The sequence below is a fragment of the Synechococcus sp. HK01-R genome (assembly GCF_014217855.1).
Taxonomy (GTDB): Bacteria; Cyanobacteriota; Cyanobacteriia; order PCC-6307; family Cyanobiaceae; genus Synechococcus_C.
Genome location: NZ_CP059059.1, coordinates 498,417 through 516,987, shown reverse-complemented (window position 1 = coordinate 516,987; position 18,571 = coordinate 498,417). Strand labels below are relative to the sequence as shown.

At 63.4% G+C, this 18,571-nt stretch carries 18 protein-coding genes; 15 read left to right on the top strand and 3 right to left on the bottom strand.

The features are described 5' to 3' along the window. Positions 1-58 precede the first annotated feature (58 nt). From gloA to rplL, 8 genes are all read left to right on the top strand, one after another. Complete coding sequence (gene gloA / locus H0O21_RS02760; protein ID WP_131592173.1) at positions 59-457, top strand: lactoylglutathione lyase; 399 nt, start codon at positions 59-61, stop codon at positions 455-457. A 29-nt stretch (positions 458-486) separates the two neighbouring features. Next, complete coding sequence (locus H0O21_RS02755; protein ID WP_185190304.1) at positions 487-3,309, top strand: ATP-dependent Clp protease ATP-binding subunit; 2,823 nt, start codon at positions 487-489, stop codon at positions 3,307-3,309. Positions 3,310-3,386: 77 nt separating this feature from the next. After that, complete coding sequence (secE, locus tag H0O21_RS02750; protein WP_131454973.1) at positions 3,387-3,626, top strand: preprotein translocase subunit SecE; 240 nt, start codon at positions 3,387-3,389, stop codon at positions 3,624-3,626. A gap of 66 nt (positions 3,627-3,692) precedes the next feature. After that, complete coding sequence (gene nusG / locus H0O21_RS02745; RefSeq protein ID WP_131454972.1) at positions 3,693-4,355, top strand: transcription termination/antitermination protein NusG; 663 nt, start codon at positions 3,693-3,695, stop codon at positions 4,353-4,355. A 108-nt stretch (positions 4,356-4,463) separates the two neighbouring features. Then, positions 4,464-4,889 (top strand): 50S ribosomal protein L11, encoded by a 426-nt coding sequence (rplK, locus tag H0O21_RS02740; RefSeq protein ID WP_131454971.1) that lies wholly within the window; start codon positions 4,464-4,466, stop codon positions 4,887-4,889. Between the two features lie 83 nt (positions 4,890-4,972). Beyond that, complete coding sequence (rplA, locus tag H0O21_RS02735; RefSeq protein WP_185190303.1) at positions 4,973-5,680, top strand: 50S ribosomal protein L1; 708 nt, start codon at positions 4,973-4,975, stop codon at positions 5,678-5,680. A gap of 243 nt (positions 5,681-5,923) precedes the next feature. Next, positions 5,924-6,451 (top strand): 50S ribosomal protein L10, encoded by a 528-nt coding sequence (rplJ, locus tag H0O21_RS02730; protein WP_185190302.1) that lies wholly within the window; start codon positions 5,924-5,926, stop codon positions 6,449-6,451. 47 nt (positions 6,452-6,498) lie between these two features. Continuing rightward, positions 6,499-6,891, top strand: coding sequence for a 50S ribosomal protein L7/L12 (rplL, locus tag H0O21_RS02725; protein WP_185190301.1), 393 nt, complete (start codon positions 6,499-6,501; stop codon positions 6,889-6,891). 263 nt (positions 6,892-7,154) lie between these two features. Here rplL and H0O21_RS02720 read toward each other — a convergent pair whose 3' ends face one another. After that, a complete protein-coding gene (locus H0O21_RS02720; RefSeq protein WP_185190833.1) occupies positions 7,155-7,838 on the bottom strand; it encodes a DUF3747 domain-containing protein in 684 nt (227 codons plus the stop codon). Between the two features lie 62 nt (positions 7,839-7,900). Here H0O21_RS02720 and H0O21_RS02715 point away from each other — a divergent pair, with 62 nt between their 5' ends. The 5 genes from H0O21_RS02715 (at position 7,901) to H0O21_RS02695 (ending at position 14,589) form a co-directional block, all read left to right on the top strand. After that, entirely contained in the window at positions 7,901-8,674 is a 774-nt protein-coding gene (locus tag H0O21_RS02715; RefSeq protein ID WP_185190300.1) for a ribonuclease H, read from the top strand. Between the two features lie 8 nt (positions 8,675-8,682). Then, positions 8,683-9,846 carry a quinone-dependent dihydroorotate dehydrogenase gene (locus H0O21_RS02710; RefSeq protein ID WP_185190299.1) on the top strand — a complete coding sequence of 388 codons (1,164 nt, stop codon included), beginning with the start codon at positions 8,683-8,685 and terminating at the stop codon, positions 9,844-9,846. Positions 9,847-9,879: 33 nt separating this feature from the next. Beyond that, positions 9,880-11,451 carry a PilN domain-containing protein gene (locus H0O21_RS13315; protein WP_255441101.1) on the top strand — a complete coding sequence of 524 codons (1,572 nt, stop codon included), beginning with the start codon at positions 9,880-9,882 and terminating at the stop codon, positions 11,449-11,451. Next, positions 11,448-12,209: a hypothetical protein gene (locus tag H0O21_RS02700; RefSeq protein WP_185190298.1), complete on the top strand. Its 762-nt coding sequence runs from the start codon at positions 11,448-11,450 to the stop codon at positions 12,207-12,209. Before H0O21_RS13315 ends, H0O21_RS02700 begins: the two co-directional genes overlap by 4 nt. Positions 12,210-12,276: 67 nt before the next feature. Then, positions 12,277-14,589: a type II secretion system protein GspD gene (locus tag H0O21_RS02695; protein WP_185190297.1), complete on the top strand. Its 2,313-nt coding sequence runs from the start codon at positions 12,277-12,279 to the stop codon at positions 14,587-14,589. A 23-nt stretch (positions 14,590-14,612) separates the two neighbouring features. Here the strand turns inward: H0O21_RS02695 and H0O21_RS02690 are convergent, their stop codons facing one another. Beyond that, on the bottom strand, positions 14,613-15,431 hold the full coding sequence (locus tag H0O21_RS02690) for a pentapeptide repeat-containing protein (protein WP_185190831.1): 819 nt from the start codon (positions 15,429-15,431) through the stop codon (positions 14,613-14,615). A 67-nt stretch (positions 15,432-15,498) separates the two neighbouring features. Here H0O21_RS02690 and H0O21_RS02685 point away from each other — a divergent pair, with 67 nt between their 5' ends. Further along, positions 15,499-16,647, top strand: coding sequence for a histidinol-phosphate transaminase (locus tag H0O21_RS02685; protein ID WP_255441099.1), 1,149 nt, complete (start codon positions 15,499-15,501; stop codon positions 16,645-16,647). Positions 16,648-16,670: 23 nt separating this feature from the next. Here H0O21_RS02685 and H0O21_RS02680 read toward each other — a convergent pair whose 3' ends face one another. Continuing rightward, a complete protein-coding gene (locus H0O21_RS02680; protein ID WP_185190296.1) occupies positions 16,671-17,747 on the bottom strand; it encodes a glycosyltransferase in 1,077 nt (358 codons plus the stop codon). Positions 17,748-17,809: 62 nt separating this feature from the next. Between H0O21_RS02680 and H0O21_RS02675 the strand changes: the two genes are divergently transcribed. Continuing rightward, entirely contained in the window at positions 17,810-18,550 is a 741-nt protein-coding gene (locus H0O21_RS02675) for a hypothetical protein (protein WP_131454961.1), read from the top strand. The last annotated feature ends 21 nt before the right edge of the window (positions 18,551-18,571 follow it).

Genomic DNA, 18,571 nt, shown 5'->3' with positions numbered 1-18,571 from the left:
CTGACCCTCCTTTGTGTGCTTTGGCACCATGCTGGGAGAAACCGGGGGATCAACGCTGATGCGCATGTTGCACACCATGCTCCGGGTCGGGGATCTGGAGCGCTCCTTGAGCTTCTACACCGAGGTGCTGGGCATGCGTCTTCTGCGTCGCAAGGAGTACCCCTCGGGCCGTTTCACCCTGGCGTTTGTGGGTTATGGCGATGAGAGCGAGCACTCGGTGCTCGAGCTGACCCATAACTGGGATACCGATCACTACGAGCTGGGTGACGCTTATGGCCATATCGCCCTCGGGGTGGAGGACATCCGGGCCACCTGCGCGGCCATCGCCGGCAAAGGCGGACGGGTGGTGCGTGAACCCGGTCCGATGAAGCACGGCAGCACGGTGATCGCCTTTGTGGAGGATCCCGACGGATACAAGGTGGAGCTGATCGAGCTCTCCTCCAAGGCGGCTGCCTAACGCAACTGCCTAACGCCAACAGGGTGACGATGACTTCCGAGATGCGTTCCGCCACAGATCCACCGGCCAGCCTCACCATGGAGCCCGATCGCTTCAGCGACGAGGCCTGGGATCTGCTGCTGGCTGGGCAGGATCTGGCCCGTCGTTGGCGCCATGCCGAATTGGATGTGGAGCATTTGCTCCAGGTGTTGTTCAGCGACCGTCGCTTCATGGAGACGGTGCGGGCCTTGCCGCTCGATGTCCCGGGGCTGATGGATCGACTGGAGGCCTTCCTCGCCGACCAACCCATGGCTCGGGGAGACGATCTTTTTATTGGAGAAGATCTCGAGGAGCTCTTGGAGGCGGCGGACCGCTCTCGCGCCCTCTGGGGATCCCGCCAGATCGAGCTCTCCCATCTGCTGATCGCGATCGGACGTGATCCACGCATCGGGGCTGACCTCTTCGACAGTGCAGGCCTCCCGGCCGATCGCCTCGAGTCGGAGCTACGTCGTTGGTCGCCAGGGTCGGCGGTGGTCCCCACCGTCTCCGCTGAGCGTTCTGCTCAGCCCAGGCCATCGGCTGAACGACAAGCTTCGGCGGCACAGAAACCGTCTGCTTTTCAACAACAGTCCGTTGTTCCTCAACCGCCGATTGCACCACCACAGTCCGCGGCACCTCGGCAGGTGCCGATGGAGTCGATGGCTCAGCCCCCGGCATCGGAGCTGCCCGCTGAACCCTCAGCGTTGGAGCTCTATGGACGGGATCTGACGGCGGCGGCGGAGGCCGGTCAGTTGGATCCGGTGATCGGTCGCGATGGAGAGATCCGGCGCTTGATCAAGGTCCTGTCCCGACGGGGCAAGAACAATCCGGTGCTGATTGGTGCTCCTGGGGTGGGCAAGACCGCGATTGCTGAACTGCTGGCCCAGCGGATCGTTGCCGGTGAGGTGCCCGACTCGCTGTTGGGTCTGCGGCTGGTCGCCCTGGATGTGGGCGCCTTGATTGCGGGTGCCAAGTTCCGCGGCCAGTTTGAGGAGCGCTTGCGCTCGGTGTTGGCTGAGGTCAGTGATCCCGAGGCGGGAGTGGTGCTGTTCATCGATGAACTGCACACGGTGGTCAGCAGCGACCGCTCCAGTGCCGACGCAGGCAGTTTGCTCAAACCAGCCCTCGCCCGTGGCGATCTGCGTTGTATCGCTGCCACCACGACGGAGGACTATCGGCGCACGGTGGAGAAGGATCCGGCCCTGAGTCGACGCTTTCAGCAGGTGCCGATCCTTGAGCCTTCGATCGAGCTCAGCATCGAGATTCTGCGCGGCCTGAAGGAGCGCTATGAGCTGCACCATGGCGTGACGATCACCGATGAAGCACTCACGGCGGCGGCCCGTTTGGCGGATCGCTACATCAGTGATCGCTGTCTGCCGGATAAAGCCATCGACCTCATTGATGAGGCGGCCGCCCAGCTCAAAATGGATGTGACCTCCAAGCCTCAGGTGGTGGAGGATGCCGAGTCGGAGCTTCGCCGGGTGGAGCTGGCGCTGTTATCGGCTGAGCAGGCCCCGGAGGCTGAGCGGGTTCAGCTGCAGCGATCCCGTCTGGAGGCTGCGTCTCGTCTGGAGGATCTGCGTCAGCGTTGGCAGGCGGAGCGGGATCAATTGGCGGAGCTGCGTCAGCTCCTGCAGGACGATGAGGATCTGCGCCATGCCATCGCCGAAGCCGAGCGGAACGCTGATCTCGAGGAAGCCGCCCGTTTGGAATACGACCAGCTCCATCGCGTGCAGCAGCGCCGCCGCGATCTGGAGCAGGTGCTGATTTCGGCTCAGGCGGAGGGCAGAGCACTGCTGAGGGAGCAGGTGGAGGCTGCTGACATCGCTGATGTGGTGGCCCGCTGGACCGGGATCCCTGTCCAGCGCCTGCTGGCGGGTGAGCGTCAGAAGCTTTTGGAGCTTGAGAACCATCTCGCCCAGCGTGTGATTGGTCAGCCCGAAGCGGTGCAGGCGGTGGCAGCGGCGATCCGACGCGCCCGGGCCGGCATGAAGGACCCGCGTCGCCCAGTGGGGTCCTTTCTCTTCCTCGGACCCACAGGGGTGGGCAAGACCGAGCTCGCTAAGGCCTTAGCAGCCCTGCTCTTTGACGAGGAGGAGTCGCTGGTGCGCCTTGATATGAGTGAATTCATGGAGCGCAACGCAGTGGCCCGCCTGCTTGGAGCTCCTCCCGGCTATGTGGGCTATGAGGAAGGTGGTCAGCTCACCGAGGCCGTCCGTCGGCGCCCCTATGCGCTCTTACTGCTCGATGAGGTGGAGAAGGCGCACCCCGATGTCTTCAATGTCCTGCTGCAGGTGCTGGATGACGGGCGTCTCACGGATTCCCAGGGGCGCACCGTCGATTTCCGCCACACGGTGGTGGTGATGACCAGCAACCTGGCCAGTCGCGCCATTCTGGATCGGGCCCGTCAGGGGCAGCAGCCGGAGGCCGATGTCGCGGCGCTCGATCAGGCCCTCGCCGCCCAGGTGGATGAGGCCCTGTCGCGCCAGTTCAGGCCGGAATTCCTCAACCGGATTGATGAAGTAATCCGCTTCCGCCCTCTGGCGATCGACGATCTTGAGCGGATCGTGCATCTACAGCTCGCTGAGCTGGACCAACTGATGCGGGAGCAGGACCTGGAGCTGCGCGTTGACCCAGCCGTTGTGCGAGCCCTGGCGGAGCAGGGCTTTGAACCGGAGTACGGAGCGAGGCCCCTGCGCCGGGTGCTGCGGCGACAGTTGGAAAATCCTCTGGCTACGGAACTTTTGGAGGATCGCTTCCGCGGTGCCAAGGCGGTGAAGGTCGCTCCCGGCGCGACGGCATTGGACCCGTTCCGCTTCGAACCTCAAACCTGAGCCGATCAGGCATCCGGTAAGGTGTCTGTTTGCCGGCAGGTGCTGACAGCACCGGTGTCAGCTCCGGCCCCCGATCCGTGACCACCCCCACTTCCGAGGACACCACCGCGAGCCAGCCCCAAGCTCCCTCTGATGAGGGGCGAAAGGGTGGCTTTCTGGCGGCCGCGTTTGAGGAGCTCAAGCTGGTGGTCTGGCCGAGTCGTCAGCAGCTCTTCAGCGAATCGATCGCTGTGATTTTGATGGTCAGTCTGTCTGCTGCGGCCATCGCTGCCCTCAGTCGTTTTTACGGCTGGGCTGCTTCTCAGGTGTTCCGTTGAGGCGTCGTCGGTTCCGTTGTCGGACCCTTGATTGCCCCCGTCGTTTTCCCTCCCTCTCCTTCGCCCGTGTCTGACGTCGACCTCACAGCTGATACCTCCGAGGTGCTGGATCTGCCAGCACCGAATGAGGGTGAAGAGGGGACGGCTTCGGCCGCGGCTCGCACCAGCGTGGCCCGGTGGTACGCGGTTCAGGTGGCCTCGAGCTGTGAAAAGAAGGTGAAAGCAACGCTGGAACAGCGCGCTGTCACCCTCGGCGTCAGCTCTCGCATCCTTGAGATTGAAATTCCCGAAACTCCTGCGGTGAAGGTGAAGAAGGACGGCAGCCGTCAGTCCACCGAGGAGAAAGTTTTCCCTGGCTACGTGCTGGTGCGCATGGTGCTGGACGAGGACACGATGATGGCGGTCCGCAGCACCCCAAACGTCATCAATTTCGTGGGTGCAGAAGATCGGCGTGCCACCGGTAAGGCTCGCGGCCACATCAAGCCCCGGCCCCTTAGCCGTCAGGAGGTCGACCGCATCTTCAAGCGGGCGGCTGAGAAGAAGACCGTCGTCAAGGTCGATCTCACCGAGGGTGACCAAATCCTGGTGACCGCCGGTCCGTTCAAAGACTTCCAGGGTGAGGTGATCGAAGTGGCAGGGGAGCGCAGCAAGCTCAAGGCTCTGCTGTCGATCTTTGGCCGGGAAACCCCGGTCGAGCTCGAGTTCTCTCAGGTGAGCAAGCAGAACTGATCAGCGGCGGCCGTCTCCCTGCGGAGGGCGGCCTGAGGGGTGGTTCGCTACTCCGCCGCATCTGTCCCGAGGGCCAGGTGATCCGCAGATGTCCAACTCCTGTAGCCGATGGCCAAGAAAGTCGTAGCTGTGATCAAGCTGGCCCTTCAGGCCGGCAAAGCCAACCCTGCACCGCCGGTGGGTCCTGCCCTCGGTCAGCACGGGGTCAACATCATGGCGTTCTGCAAGGAGTACAACGCCCGCACTCAGGACAAGGCCGGTTATGTGATTCCGGTGGAGATTTCGGTCTTCGAGGACCGCAGTTTCACCTTCATCACCAAGACGCCTCCGGCGTCGGTGTTGATCACTAAGGCCGCTGGAATCGACAAGGGTTCCGGTCAGTCCGCCAAGGGCAGCGTTGGCTCCATCAGCCGTGCCCAGCTCGAGGAGATTGCGAAGACCAAGCTGCCTGACCTCAACTGCACCAGCGTTGAGTCGGCCATGCGCATCATCGAAGGCACCGCCCGCAACATGGGCGTCGCCATCAGCGACTGACGCGCTGCTCAACTCCGCACCTCCAGCTTCACTGTTCCCATTACCGGGGGAGACCGATTGGTCGCCTGCACCCCATCCCTGTCATGCCAAAACTTTCCAAGCGTCTGGCCAGCCTCGTCACGAAGATCGAGGACCGGGCCTATGAACCCCTTGAAGCGATTCAGCTGATCAAGGAGAACGCCACCGCCAAATTCGACGAAACGATGGAGGCCCATGTGCGCCTCGGCATCGATCCCAAGTACACCGATCAGCAGCTGCGCACCACCGTCGCGCTGCCGAATGGCACCGGTCAGACCGTGCGGATTGCAGTGGTGACCCGCGGTGAAAAGGTCGCCGAAGCCAAGGCTGCTGGCGCTGAGCTTGCTGGTGATGACGATCTCGTTGATTCCATCGCCAAGGGCGAGATGAACTTCGATCTCCTGATCGCCACCCCCGACATGATGCCCAAGGTGGCGAAACTCGGTCGCGTGCTTGGCCCCCGTGGCCTGATGCCTAACCCCAAGGCCGGCACTGTGACGACTGACCTTGCAGGTGCCATCAAGGAATTCAAGGCCGGCAAACTCGAGTTCCGTGCCGATCGCACCGGCATCGTGCATGTGCGTTTCGGCAAAGCAAGCTTCACGGCCGATGCTCTGCTGGAGAACCTCAAGACGCTTCAGGAGACCATTGATCGCAACAAGCCCAGTGGTGCCAAGGGCCGTTACTGGAAGAGCTTGTATGTGACCTCCACCATGGGCCCCTCGGTGCAGGTGGACTATTCCGCTCTCCAAGACATCAAGCAGGAGGCGTAAGCCCCCTCGTTGATGTAAATTGATGAGCTGGCGAAAGCCAGACGGGCACGCGCCCGGCCATAGACAGCGGGTGAACCACTCGATCGTTCTCAACGAGCATTCGAGCGATTCGTAAATCCTGCCGAGGCAGACGCGACGGTTTTTTGTCCCTTCGGGGATTGGATCGACACGCGGCCTCCGCTTCTTCGGAAGTGTTGATCGGCCGCGTGCCCAGCTTGTTCCCCTCGATCCGATCCAATTCCTATGGGCCGCACGCTGGAGAGCAAGCAACAGATCGTCGAAGAGCTCAAGCAGCTCCTCGGTGAGTCCGAAATGGCACTGGTCCTGGATTACCAGGGTCTTTCCATCAAGGAGATGTCTGATCTGCGGACCCGTCTGCAGGCCAGTAACGGTGTGTGCAAGGTGACCAAAAACACCTTGATGCGTCGTGCCATTGATGGTGACAGTGTCTGGTCAAATCTCGACGCTCTTCTGAGCGGCACCAATGCCTTCGTTCTGGTCAAGGGCGATGTCGGTGGTGCTGTTAAGGCCCTTCAGGCCTTCCAGAAGGAAACCAAGAAATCCGAGACCAAGGGCGGCCTCTTCGAAGGCAAGCTTCTATCCACGGATGAGATCAAAGCCATCGGCGACCTCCCCTCCAAGGAGGTGCTCATGGCCCAGATCGCCGGTGCGATCAATGCTGTGGCCACCAAGGTGGCTGTTGGCATCAACGAGGTTCCCTCCGGTCTTGCTCGGGCGCTCAAGCAGCACGCCGAATCCGGCGACAGCTGATCGTCTTCGACCCGACTGTTTTTTTGATCTGTTGCTGATTCCCACCCATGTCTGCAAAAACCGACGAAATTCTCGAATCGCTGAAAACCCTCTCGCTGCTTGAAGCTTCCGAGCTCGTCAAGCAGATCGAAGAGGCCTTCGGTGTGTCCGCTGCCGCATCTGCTGGTGTGGTGATGGCCGCTCCTGGCGCCGCCGCCGGTGGCGGTGGTGAAGCCGCCGAAGAGAAGACCGAATTTGATGTTGTGCTGGAAGGTTTCGATGCCTCCGCCAAGATCAAGGTCCTCAAGGCTGTCCGTGAAGCCACTGGCCTTGGCCTGGGCGACGCGAAGGCCATGGTTGAAGCTGCTCCTAAGGCCATCAAAGAAGGTGTGTCCAAGGATGAAGCTGAAGCCCTCAAGAAGGCCATCGAAGAGGCCGGCGGCAAGGTCACCCTCAAGTGATCGCAAGGGGTCTTCCCCCTGTCGTTTTCACAGCCGGTCCCTTGGGGCCGGCTTTTTGATGACTGAGTCAAGGGCAAAAAAAAGCCCCGCCGTAGGCGGAGCTTTGAGTGGAACGCATTGCAGGAGTCTGTCCTTGTTTCGACCCTGAAGAGGCGCTCAGCACTCCTCACACTTTGCAAAATTAATTCGGAGGAGGATGCTGCGCTGCTGTGATCGTGCGCTCTTTCAACTGTCTGATCGCAAGCTGCGGCGATTGGATCCGCTCAAGGCCTGTAAGGAATCACCTCCAGGCGAACCGGGCCACGTCCGGCCAGGCTGCTGATTCTCGGCGCCTCTGGCGCCGAAGGTTGGCCCAGTCTGCGGAAGCCACCGGTTGTGTCGCTCTCCCCTGACAGGGCCAGAAGTCGGTTCGTGGGAGAGGGATTGGCGAAATACACGTGGCTGAGGGTGCGCCCCTGGTAAGCCCGTCGCTCTAGAGCCCAGCCAGGTTCAAGGTTCAGCTTCACAAAGGCATTGCGATCGCGGCGGTAGCGGCTGGCGCGTGCCACTGGAATCGGCACCCCCCGATCCGGGTCGATGGCCAACAGCACCAAGCCATTGCGATCGTCTTCAATCCGCAGCCGGAAGCGTTTGTCCATGTCTTCGCCACCGGCCCTCAGGGAGTAGCCGTTGCTGTCGAGGTAGCGGCTGCAGATCCCCGAGAAATCGAAGTCATTCAGGGATGGGTTCACCAGACCGTCGCGGCGTTCTTCCCAGCAGAGAGGGCGTTTTTGGATCTGTTCCAGCACCAGCAGTTTCCAGCTGTTGCGTCCCACTGCCTGCGCCAGTACGGCAAAGCGCTCCTGATTGAGGGGCTGGCTGTCGAAGAGCCCCGCCGCCAGCAGCGGCAATCCACTCAGGCTGAGCAGCAGTCCGGCCACCAGGCTTCCGGGGTAGGTTCGCGGCATGGCGGGGAACTCCTGGGTGGGAACGCAATCCGTGTTGTACCGAACCTTTTGCATCGAAACCAATGGCTGACAAGACCGATCGCGACGCTCGCGGCCGGGTGGTGGCAGCGGCCACCGATGGGGCCTGCAGCGGGAACCCCGGCCCGGGGGGCTGGGGAGCGCTGTTGCGCTTTGAGGATGGCAGTGTGGAGGAATTCGGCGGTTCAGATCCGGCCACCACGAACAATCGGATGGAGTTGCAGGCGGCTCTGGCTGTGCTGGAGCGGCTTAAGGAGTTGCCCCGCCACCCTGATCTGCGCTTGCGTACCGACAGCAAATATCTGATTGATGGGCTCGGCTCTTGGATGGCCGGCTGGAAACGCAAGGGATGGAAGACCGCTGCTGGTAAACCCGTGCTCAATCAGGATCTCTGGCAGGCCCTGGATCGCGCCCGGCTGCCGGATGTGCCCCTGGCCTACGTGAAAGGGCACAGCGGCGACCCCGATAACGACCGCGTGGATCAGATCGCCGTGGCCTTCTCCCGAGGAGAGCGTCCTGTGCTCGGCGCGTCGGGATCCGCTCCTGCTGCAGGTGCTTCTGCCCCAGCGGCCTTGGAGGAGGCCCCGGCCCCAGCCTCATTGCAGCGACTGCTCAGTCGCCTGGAGCTCGCTGATCGTCTTGCCCAGGGTGGCTATGGCCTCACAGCGGTGGAGCTGGCCCAGCTGGTGGAGCAGCCCCTGGCCCGACTCCAGGATCGGGATGGTCCCTGGCGATGGCGCGACTGGTGGGTGGAGCCCCTCGAGGAGGGGCGCCGCTGGCGCTTGCAACGTGCCGAGGCAGGATCAGAACAGAACTAAGGGGGCCAATGGCCGAGCCGTTCTCTACGGGAGGCTTCTACCAACGTTGGTTGGGTCCCTTGCTTGCCCGCGATGAGGGCGTGGATGCGGAGCAGTTGAGCCGATCGGCGCTGCTCGCTCTTGGGCAAGCCAGTTTGCGTCGCAACTGGCCAGGGGTCTCCACCGTGCTGCAGGGGGTTGCGGCCGAACTGCAACGGCGCGATCTGCGCCTGGAGCAGGTGCTGTTTGGCTGTCGCTTCGCCAATCCGGTCGGCCTGGCGGCCGGGTTCGATAAGAACGGTGTGGCTGCTGGGCTCTGGGATCGCTTCGGGTTTGGATTTGCGGAGGTGGGCACGGTCACTTGGCATCGCCAGCCCGGTAATCCCCGCCCGCGGTTGTTCCGGCTAGCGGCGGAACGGGCTGCTCTCAACCGGATGGGTTTCAACAACGATGGGGCGGAGGCGATGCTCCGCACCTTGGAGCGCCAGGCCCTGGCGGCACCAGGTCAGCGTCCGGCGGTGCTCGGCATCAACCTGGGCAAATCGAAGGTCACCCCCCTCGAGCTTGCTCCCGATGACTACGCCTCTTCGCTGGAGCTGCTGGCCCCCTTGGCTGACTATGCGGTGATCAACGTGAGTTCACCGAACACTCCTGGCTTACGGGAGCTCCAGGATTCGGTGCAGTTGCGTCGGCTGGTGGAGCGCCTGCGTCGCTTGCCGGCCTGCCCACCCTTGCTGGTCAAGATCGCCCCAGACCTCGAAGACGATGCGATTGATGGCATCGCACGCCTCGCTTTCGAGGAAGGACTGGCGGGGGTGATCGCCGTGAACACCAGTCTGGATCGTCTCGGCCTGGAGCAGCGCTTGCTTCCCCAGACTGGTCGCAGCCTGGCGGAAGAGGCCGGAGGCCTCAGCGGTGCGCCCCTGCGCCACCGTGCTCTGGAGGTCATGCGGCGCCTGCGGGCCACCGCCGGGCCTGCTCTGCCCCTGATCGGGGTGGGTGGCATCGATTCCCCAGAGGCGGCCTGGGAGCGGATTACGGCCGGGGCTTCTCTCGTGCAGCTCTACACCGGTTGGATTTTTGAGGGTCCTGATCTGGTGCCACGCATTTTGGAGGGCCTCCTGCAGCAGCTGGATCGTCATGGCTTCCGGCATCACCGCGAGGCGGTGGGTAGCGGCGTGCCCTGGGTTTAGTCGATACCGTGTCGTTAAAGGCCTCCTCGGATCTTGGAGCTGGGAGCACTGATCGAGCGCGTTCCCGCTTTGGAGCGGGCCCAGGCCGGATGGCGGTCGTTGATGGCGCGCCAGGCGGTGTGGCTGGCACCGGCTTCCGATCAGTTGGAATTGATGTGGTGGCAGCAGGATGCCTGGTGCCATCGAGCGGCCAACTTGCCGGCGGACATCTGTCGAGATGGCCTGCCGTTGCAACGGGAGGCTCTGGCGGAGTTCATCGCTGATCTGTTGCTGGAGAGCGGCCTGCCCCCCACCGTTGTGGATCTGCACCTGATGCTGCCCCTGGAGGCTGGCCAGTGGCGTCTCTTGGAGCCGCCTGCTGCTGGGCGCCTGGCCAGCAGTGATGATCTGCGCGCGCTTCAGCCTGAGCTCGGCTGGCCCTTTCCTCTTGCAGAGGCCTACCTCGCGCTGGAGTCTCCGGAGACAGCCGGAGGCGAGCAGGTGCTGGTGGGTACCGAGCGGATGCTGCTGCAGGCCTGGGTGGCGGTGATCGAGGCGGCTGATCTGCGCCTGCAACAGGTGGATTGGCTGCTGGCGGCCGCCCGTCGGCAACTGGTGGTCCGGTTAGGGGAGGCTGGCGGGGACCTGGTCTGGCTTCTGCAGCAGGGCCGCGGCTGGCGGTTGCTGCTCCTGCGCCATGGCCTGCCGGAGCTCGATCGTTACTTGCCTGCCGGGGCTGAGCTTGAGCATCAGGTGCAGCAGCTGTTGGCGGCCTGGCGGCACCAGGGGGGAGCCTCGACGCAGCCCGCTCGCTGGTGGATCACTGCCCCCCAGGAGGCCCGGCAGCAGCAGCTGGCCTGGTGCCCAATGGCTGAAGGGGAGGGGCAGCCATCGTTGCTGGCACTGGCTTTGCCAGACCAGGCCCCGATCACCGCGGCGGCGTCATCCATCGACCTGCTGCAGGAACGGCGCCAGGAGCTTGGCCTGGCCGTTGCTGAGGCCGGCGAGCTGCCCACCCGACCGCTGCTGCTGCGGGGATCGCTGGTCGGTGGAGGTGTGCTGCTGCTGACGCTGCTGCTGCTGGGAGCGATGGGGTGGCGTGAGGCTGAGCAGGCCCGTGCCTTGGCGGCATTGCTGCCGGTGGAAGCACGGGTGACTGCGGCAGAGAGTCGACTGCGCCGGATGCGCGCCCGCACAGCGGCGCTGCGCAAGGACAACACCCGTCTTGCGGAACAGCTGGTGGCGGTGCGTTCCGGATCGGCCCTGCTGGAGCAACTGCGCCGGGTGACCCCTGGGGGCGTGCAACTGCAGTCGGTGCGGGTGCAGGGGGACGCGATCCAGATCTCAGGGGAGGTGGCCGCCGCCATGGCCCCAGGGCCGTTGGAGCGCATCAATGCGTTGGTGCTGGCTCTGGCAGCTCTGCCGATGAGCGCAGCCGATGGGGTCGAGGTGGCCAAAATCACGAGCCCCGACGCCGACAAGGAGCGGCCGGCAGCGCTGACGTTCTCGCTCCGCTGGACCCTGGACCCGGCGGCCCGGCCGTCCCTGGCGGAGCTCGAGGCGCTCGGCGCTGATGGCCTGGCGGCCCGCTATCGCTTGCTGCAACAGGCAGGGGTGGCGCTGTGACCAACCTCAGCTCGACTCAACCCACCTGGAGGAGAGGCTTCAGTCGGAAGCGTCTGCTGCTGGGGGCGCCGATTGTGCTGGGGGGGCTGGTGGCTCTCGGTTTGCTGGCGCTGGATGGCTGGCCCCGTTGGCAGCGGCTGAACGCCCAGCAAAGGCGCCTCGGGGAGCTGAAGGCGAAGCAGGCGACCTTGCCACTGTTGGAGGGGCAGCTGGCCAAGGCGGAGGAGCAGGAACGCTCCATGCAGGAGCAGCAGGCCTTGCTGGTGAAGCTGCTGGCCGGCAAGGGCCAGATTCAGACCTTCCTGGCCCAGCTCAGCCGGATTGCTGTGGCCACCGGTGTGGCGATCGAGCTTTATGAACCGGTTCCGCCGGCCGCTCTCGAGTCCGGCAAGACTGGCAAGGGGAAGCCGGCTAAGACGAAAGCTGCCAACGGCAAGGACACAGGCGCGGCCAAGGCCCCCAGGGATCCGCTCGCCGCCCGGGGCTACGAGGCCACCAGCGTGCTGCTGCAGCTGCGGGGTTCGTATCAGGCGGTTCAAGCGTTTCTGCGTCGAATGGAGGCGCTGGAATTGCTGGTGCAGTCCAGCGATCTGGAGATCCGTGGTGTGGAGGTGGAGCGCTCTGATGCCAACAAGGCAGCGGCCCCTGGTCCGGTGCTCACCCAGTTGAAGTTGCGGCTCAGTTTTTATGACCAGCGGCCGGAAGCCGCACATGATTCTTCGCCCGTGCGCAGCGCTGATGGACGTCCGCCCGCCTGAACTTTGAGGCTGGCTCCAGCTGGATGCGCTCGATACCATCCGTCCATCTTCGATAGCGATTCTGCGCATGGGTGCCTCGAGATGTCTGACGCCAATGGCTTTGGCGTTGGTGCTCGGGGGGGCAGCCGCGGATCTCTCGGGATTTGGTTTACGGCAAGGACATTCGGCTGCGCTTGCCCAGGGCCAGGCCCTGAGGTTGACCCTGCAGCGCCGCAGCAATGCCCTTGATGTGGTGATTGAGGGGGTTGGCGCTCAGCCTGTCCTGCAGCAGCGTCAGAACGGCTCGAGCTGGGAAGGGCGTCTGCGCACTCAGGGGAGTCGGGCGCTCGGTTCTGGTGGGCAGCGGCTCTCATTGCCCGAGCTGGGCATTGAAACGGTGAGCCTGCGCGGCTCGGGCGATCAGTTCGAGCTCCTGGTCAGGCGTCTCCCTGGTCAGGCTGTGCAGGATCCGGTGGTCAGTGCCGATGGCCGCAATCTGGTTCTCACCTTCAACGGCCTTGGCACGCCGCAGTTGCAGAGCGGCCGATTCGATCTCAACACCCCCGGTCGGGTGCCTCAGCCCCGCTATGCGCCGCCCCTTCGTCCGCGTGCCGTGGCACCGCCGCTGGGTGACATGGCGGTGGGCACGATGGTGCTGCAGAACCGCAGTTTCGTGAATGTGAGCGGTCCGCCGGTGACGCTGACCCTTAACAATGCCCCCGCCAAAGATGCCCTCATGGCCTTGGCTCGTCTGGGGGGGTATGGATTCGTGTATGTGGGGGAGGAAGGGGGCGCTTCTGGGAGTTCCGGGACGGCTGGGGCAGGAATCGCTGGCGGTCGATCGGTCTCGATGGCTTTTCAGGGGGAGAGTTATGCCCGAGCTCTCAATGGCGTTCTGCTGGCTTCTGGCTTACAGGGAAAACTGGACGGCCGCACATTGTTGGTTGGCAGCAGCGCTGCGTCCAAGACATTTGGCCCCCAGATGTCAAAAGTGGTGCGACTGAATCAAGTGACAGCTGAATCAGCAGCCAAATATCTGGGAAATCTTGGCGCCACTTACAACCTCACGAATACGAAGACCACCACCTCGGGGGAGCCGTCCGCTGCAAATACAGCTCAGCTCAGCACTCAGACCTCTCAGACCAGGACCACCACGCTCAATAGTGAGAGTTTTGGCGCTTCCTCTGGACCGCTTCTGGGCCTTGTTGTGACAACGGATTCCCGTTTGCAGACGGTCACGATGGTGGGGGACTCACAGCTTGTTGCTGTCGCTGAGGGCTATCTCAAGCAGATCGATCTGCGTCAGCGTCAGGTCGCTTTAAACGTGCGGATCCTTGATATTTCACTGACTAATGATTCTCAGATCAATAACAGTTTCGCCTTCCGGTCTGGTAATGCCTTCATCGTGAGTGATCAGGGCCAGTTGCTGGCCAATTTTGGCGCTTACAAGCCGCCTGGCAGTGCGCAAGGGGGACTGCCTGGTACATACACAGCCCAGGAAGGCACAACGCCGATTTCCGGAACAGGAAGGATTGTGGAGGAGGGGCAATTCCTTGATCAGCCGCAGGCTCCCTATCCATTGCCAGGATCGAAGACAAATCCGGGTGGACCCTATCGGCCCAGTTTTGGCACCTATCAAAACCCGTTGCAGCCTGGTGTCACGGAAATTGATGAGGAGGGCAAGATTACTTATGAGGCACCGACGCGCTTCCAGTACCCCACCAATCAGTTCTTTGATTTCCTCGTTGCTCAGATTCAGTCTTCATCCACTAAGGTGTTGGCCAGTCCGACGCTGATTATTCAGGAGGGAGACGAATCCGCTCAAGGCTCGGATTCTGCGAAGATCTCATCTGATGGCAAGGTTGGCCGCGAGCGTTCCAATGAAGCCCTTGTGTCTGTGGGGACGCAGTTAGTGACGTCCTATGAGGTCAAGCAGGACATCAATGGCAATAATTTCTGTCAGCCTGTCTTCAGTAATGCCGGGCTGACGTTTGGAGCGAGGGTTGACAGAATTGATGATAATGGATTCATTACATTCGCTTTGTCTCCGGAGATCTCTGCTGCGGTCGGTAGGCCTGAGCAAGTTGCCAACTGTGGATCGATCAATGTCATTAATAGTCGGTCTCTGGATACTGGAAAGATCCGTGTGCGCGACGGTCAGACTTTGATTCTTACTGGTGTGATTTCGGATGAGGATGTGCAAACAGTCACCAAGTGGCCGATTCTCGGAGATATGCCGTTGATTGGGCAGTTCTTCCGAAGTTCCGGAGGTAATCGCAGAAAAAATGAGCTGGTGATCTTGGTCACCCCTCGCATCATTGATGATGAAATGGGAGGTACCTATGGCTATGGCTACAAGCCCAGCCTGCCTGCTGCGAGGCAGGTTCTCAGTGGCTCCTGAGCGGAGCGGAAGGGTCTGAGTGCCTAGAGCCCAAGTCCCAGAGGGATCAGGGCTTTCATGGCCAGTGGGGCGAGAACCTGAGCGGCCCCCGCCATGCCGCTCAGGATTTGACCTCCCCAGCCGTTGCCGGATGGTTGATCGGTTCGCTCAGTTCTGCGTTTCTGCACGGCAACGGCTGCTTTCTGGAGTTGTTCTGCAATCGCAGGGTTGCCGGCTTGCTGAAACAGTGCTCCTGCATAGCGGAAGTCCCTGGCCGCAAGCTCATCCTTGGCCTGTTCGCTTCGGCTGATTCCCCGTGCCACCCAGCTCAGGGCTTCGTCCGGTTGACGGGCGATCGCCTCGTTGAATAGCTCCTCGGCCTGAGGCCAGCGCCCTGCAAGAGCGGCATCCACCCCCGCGTTGTGCAGTGCCGCGTGGCTGCGTGCTTCGGTGGTGATGGTTTTCGCCCCCTGCCAGTGGGCCTCTTCCAGCGCATTGGCGCCCAGCCTCGCTCCGGCGAGATCGGCATCACGTAGATCGGTGCCATACAGCCGTGCCCCCTCAAGATTGGCGCCCCGTAATGAGGCGCCGCGCAGGCTGGTGAAGCTCAGGTCAGCGCCGCTGAGATCAGCACCATCGAGACGTGCCTGGCCCAGATTGGCGCGTTGCAGGCGGGCGCCCTGCAGGTCGGCGTCCCTGAGGTCGGCGTGCACTAGATCAGCATCCGCGAGGCGGCAGTTGGGGCATTCCCGGGTCTGCAGCAGTTTCAGCAGAGCTTTGTTGTCGCCTGCGACAACCCCGGGAGCTCCTGCGAGGGCTGTGCCGATCCAGACCCCTAGCACCCAGCCGCGATCCAGCTTCATCACAGAAGAGCAGGGGAAGAACTCCTGGGTTGTATCGGGGCTGCCCGCCGGCGTCGACCGTTCTGTCATGGGCAGGATGGAGCGACAGCAGCTGGCGTCTGGTGTGAGCAGCGGACCACCTCTCCATGGCGGCAACTTGATCCAGGAGGCGCAGCGGTTTGGGCTGAATCCAGGGCGGGTTCTTGACGCCAGCGCCTCACTGGTGCCGTTTTCTCCACCCCGCCGACTGCGACAGGCCCTTGCTGAGGCCATCCGCAGCAGTGCCTTGCGTGACTATCCCGATCGCCGTCAAACCGCCCTTCGTGAAGCGATCGCTGCCTGGCATGGCGTCCCACCAGAGCAGGTGTTGCCAGGTAACGGTGCCGCTGAGCTCTTCACATGGGTGGCCCGTGATGCGGCCGCGCTCGGGCTCAGTGCTCTGCCCCAGCCGGGTTTCGCTGATTACGCTCGGGCCCTGCGTTGCTGGGACGCCGGCAGTGTGTCTGTGTCGCTACCGCTCGCCTGGCCTGACCAGAGCGGTCCCCATCCTTGGCCGACCGCACCGGACTCGCTGGCGAATGCATCCGTTGTCTGGATCACCAACCCCCACAACCCCACAGGTCAGCTCTGGAGCCGCGCGTCCTTGGAGCCGCTTCTGGCTCGTTATCGCCTGGTGATCTGCGATGAAGCTTTTCTGCCCTTGGTGCCCAACGGCGAACAGCAGACCTTGATCCCGCTTGTGACGGATCACCCCAACCTGGTGGTGATCCGCAGCCTCACCAAGCTGTTCGCGGTGGCGGGATTGCGCCTGGGGTATGCGATTGCTGCGCCGGAGCGACTCCACGATTGGCGTGCGTGGCGTGATCCCTGGCCAGTGAATGGTCTTGCCTTGGCCGCTGGGTCCGCTGTGATGGCTGATCCCTCGGGGCTCAGCCGCTGGCAGCAGCGCGTGCAGCGCTGGGTGAGCCGCGAAGGTGCCTGGCTGCAGGAGCAGCTCCGATGCTTGCCCGGCCTGGACCCTCGTCCTTCCCATGCCAACTACGTCCTGGTTGAGGGTGCTGCGTCGTTGCTGGCGCTGCGGGAAGGCCTGGCGCGTCGCGGTGTGCTGTTGCGCGACTGTCGTTCGTTTGCAGGTCTGGGGGAGCGTTGGTTACGGATTGGCCTGCAGGATCGACGCGGAAACCGCCGGATTGTGCGGGCGTTGCGTGATCAGCTCGCGCTTCAGCCTTTGATCTGAGCACCGCAGCAACCAGCCTGCTGTCAACGCAGCTGCCTCATCAACACCTCCACCAGCCGCTGCTCGGCATCGCGCACCTCCAGCCGTTCCATCCCCTCAGCAAGCTTGATCAGGGGGTCAACGGCGGGATCACAGCCCCGCAGGCGTGGGCCAAGCAGCCGCCAGAGGCAGTCGGCCAGGGCGTGATGCTCCGGCTCGTGCTGATGCACGATCACGGCGGCGCCGAAGGCAGCGGCGCAGGCCGCATTGGCATCTTGGTGCTGGTCTGCTGCCTGGGGAAAGGGCACGAGCACCGTGGGGGAGTGGCACACCGCCAGTTCACTCAGGCTTCCGGCGCCGGCCCTGCTGATCACCAGATCGGCATGTTGCAGCAATGCGGGGATTGCATCGCTGAAGGGCTGTTCGACCAGGGAGGGGTGCTGGAGGCTTCCCGATTCCGGATCGCTGCTGCCGCTCAGGTGCACCACGCGGCACCCTGCCGTCAGCAACCTTGGGAGCACCGCTCTCACCATGCGATTCAGGCCTACGGCTCCTTGGCTGCCGCCCATCACCACCAGGAGCGGGCCAGGACCTTGGGGGACCGAGTCCGGCAAGGTCTGGCGGGAGAGAAACTCCTTGCGGACCGGTGTGCCGGTGACGAGGGCCCGGCAGCCCGGAATGCGCTCAGCTGCCGCAGGCAGACCGACGGCCACCTGGGTGCAGAAGCGTCCGAGCAGCCGAGTGACCCGGCCGGGGATCGCATTGGATTCGTGCAGCACCACCGGCACCCCACACCAGCGGGCCGCAAGGATCGCAGGTGCGGCGATGTAGCCCCCGGTGGTGAAAACCACGCGGATTCGCTGGCGGCGGATCAGGCGCCGAACGGCGCCACTGGCGGCCAGCAGCTGCACCAGTTGCAGCAGTTTGCGCAGCCCCCGTCCCTGTAGGCCGCCCGCCCGTACGGTCTCCAGTCCATAGCGCTCCGGCACCAGGGTGGTTTCGAGCCGATCGGGCACCCCCAGCCAGCGCACCTGCCAGCTGTCCGGCAGGGCTTCGGCAACGGCCAGGGCGGGAAACAGATGACCGCCGGTGCCGCTGGCGGCGATCAGAAGCCGAGACATGGCAGCGGGCGGCGATCAAAAGGCGCCTTAACTTAAAGGCAGTGCCGACGAGGATCAGCCGCGTGTTCCGACCCGCTCTCACCGCCCTCTCGGCCCTGTTGTTGGCCAGTGGCTCCGCCCTGGCGGCAGGCACCACTCAGCCTGCAAGCCCAGCATCTGGTTTGGTGCAGCGTTTGCAGCAGGCCCTGAATGCTCCGCAGCAGAACGGGCTTGATGCCCTCTTGGCGCCGGAGCAGCAGGGGGTCATTGGCCGTCGCTATCGGCGTTTCGCTGCTGAGTTCCCTGATGCCCGCTGGAGCTTGCGGGCAGGGCAGCCCCTGGCTGATGGTCGCCCGACGTTGAGCGTGGCCGTGAGCGGCACCCGCGAAAAAGATGGCTTGCGTTACACGCTCAAGGCCAGCCAGCAACTGGCCGTCAGCACCCAGGGGGGCTTGATCACCGGCCAGGAGATCCTTCAGGAGGAGTCGGTGCTCACCAGTGCCAGCAAGCCCCTGCCCGTCAGCCTCCTGATCCCCGATGCGGTGCTAACCGGCAGTCGTTACGACGTGGATGTGGTGCTGGATCAGCCCCTCGGTGACGCTTTGCTCGCCGGTGGTCTGATCGGTTTGACCCCGACGCAGGTGGCCGAGCAGCAGAGTCCGGACATCCAGCTCGAGCCCCTGGGCGGTGGTGGTCTGTTCAAATCCGTGCAGGCTCCTTTCCAGCCCGGTTCTCAGACCTGGGCCGCCCTGGTGGTGCATCCGGAGGGGGTGATCACCGTGACCAAGCGGGTGCGGGTGGTGAACGACCGCAGCCAGCTCTGAACTCCTTCAGGCACGATTTTG

Bases quoted from the DNA above. Each gene is read 5' to 3' on its own strand.
- H0O21_RS02715 (WP_185190300.1), top strand. From the start codon at position 7,901: ATGGCTGACAAGACCGATCGCGACGCTCGCGGCCGGGTGGTGGCAGCG.
- H0O21_RS02720 (WP_185190833.1), bottom strand. From the start codon at position 7,838: ATGCCGCGAACCTACCCCGGAAGCCTGGTGGCCGGACTGCTGCTCAGC.
- H0O21_RS02695 (WP_185190297.1), top strand. From the start codon at position 12,277: ATGGGTGCCTCGAGATGTCTGACGCCAATGGCTTTGGCGTTGGTGCTC.
- H0O21_RS02690 (WP_185190831.1), bottom strand. From the start codon at position 15,431: ATGAAGCTGGATCGCGGCTGGGTGCTAGGGGTCTGGATCGGCACAGCC.
- rplL (WP_185190301.1), top strand. From the start codon at position 6,499: ATGTCTGCAAAAACCGACGAAATTCTCGAATCGCTGAAAACCCTCTCG.
- gloA (WP_131592173.1), top strand. From the start codon at position 59: ATGCGCATGTTGCACACCATGCTCCGGGTCGGGGATCTGGAGCGCTCC.
- H0O21_RS02685 (WP_255441099.1), top strand. From the start codon at position 15,499: ATGGGCAGGATGGAGCGACAGCAGCTGGCGTCTGGTGTGAGCAGCGGA.
- rplK (WP_131454971.1), top strand. From the start codon at position 4,464: ATGGCCAAGAAAGTCGTAGCTGTGATCAAGCTGGCCCTTCAGGCCGGC.
- rplA (WP_185190303.1), top strand. From the start codon at position 4,973: ATGCCAAAACTTTCCAAGCGTCTGGCCAGCCTCGTCACGAAGATCGAG.
- H0O21_RS02680 (WP_185190296.1), bottom strand. From the start codon at position 17,747: ATGTCTCGGCTTCTGATCGCCGCCAGCGGCACCGGCGGTCATCTGTTT.
- H0O21_RS02710 (WP_185190299.1), top strand. From the start codon at position 8,683: ATGGCCGAGCCGTTCTCTACGGGAGGCTTCTACCAACGTTGGTTGGGT.
- rplJ (WP_185190302.1), top strand. From the start codon at position 5,924: ATGGGCCGCACGCTGGAGAGCAAGCAACAGATCGTCGAAGAGCTCAAG.
- H0O21_RS02755 (WP_185190304.1), top strand. From the start codon at position 487: ATGACTTCCGAGATGCGTTCCGCCACAGATCCACCGGCCAGCCTCACC.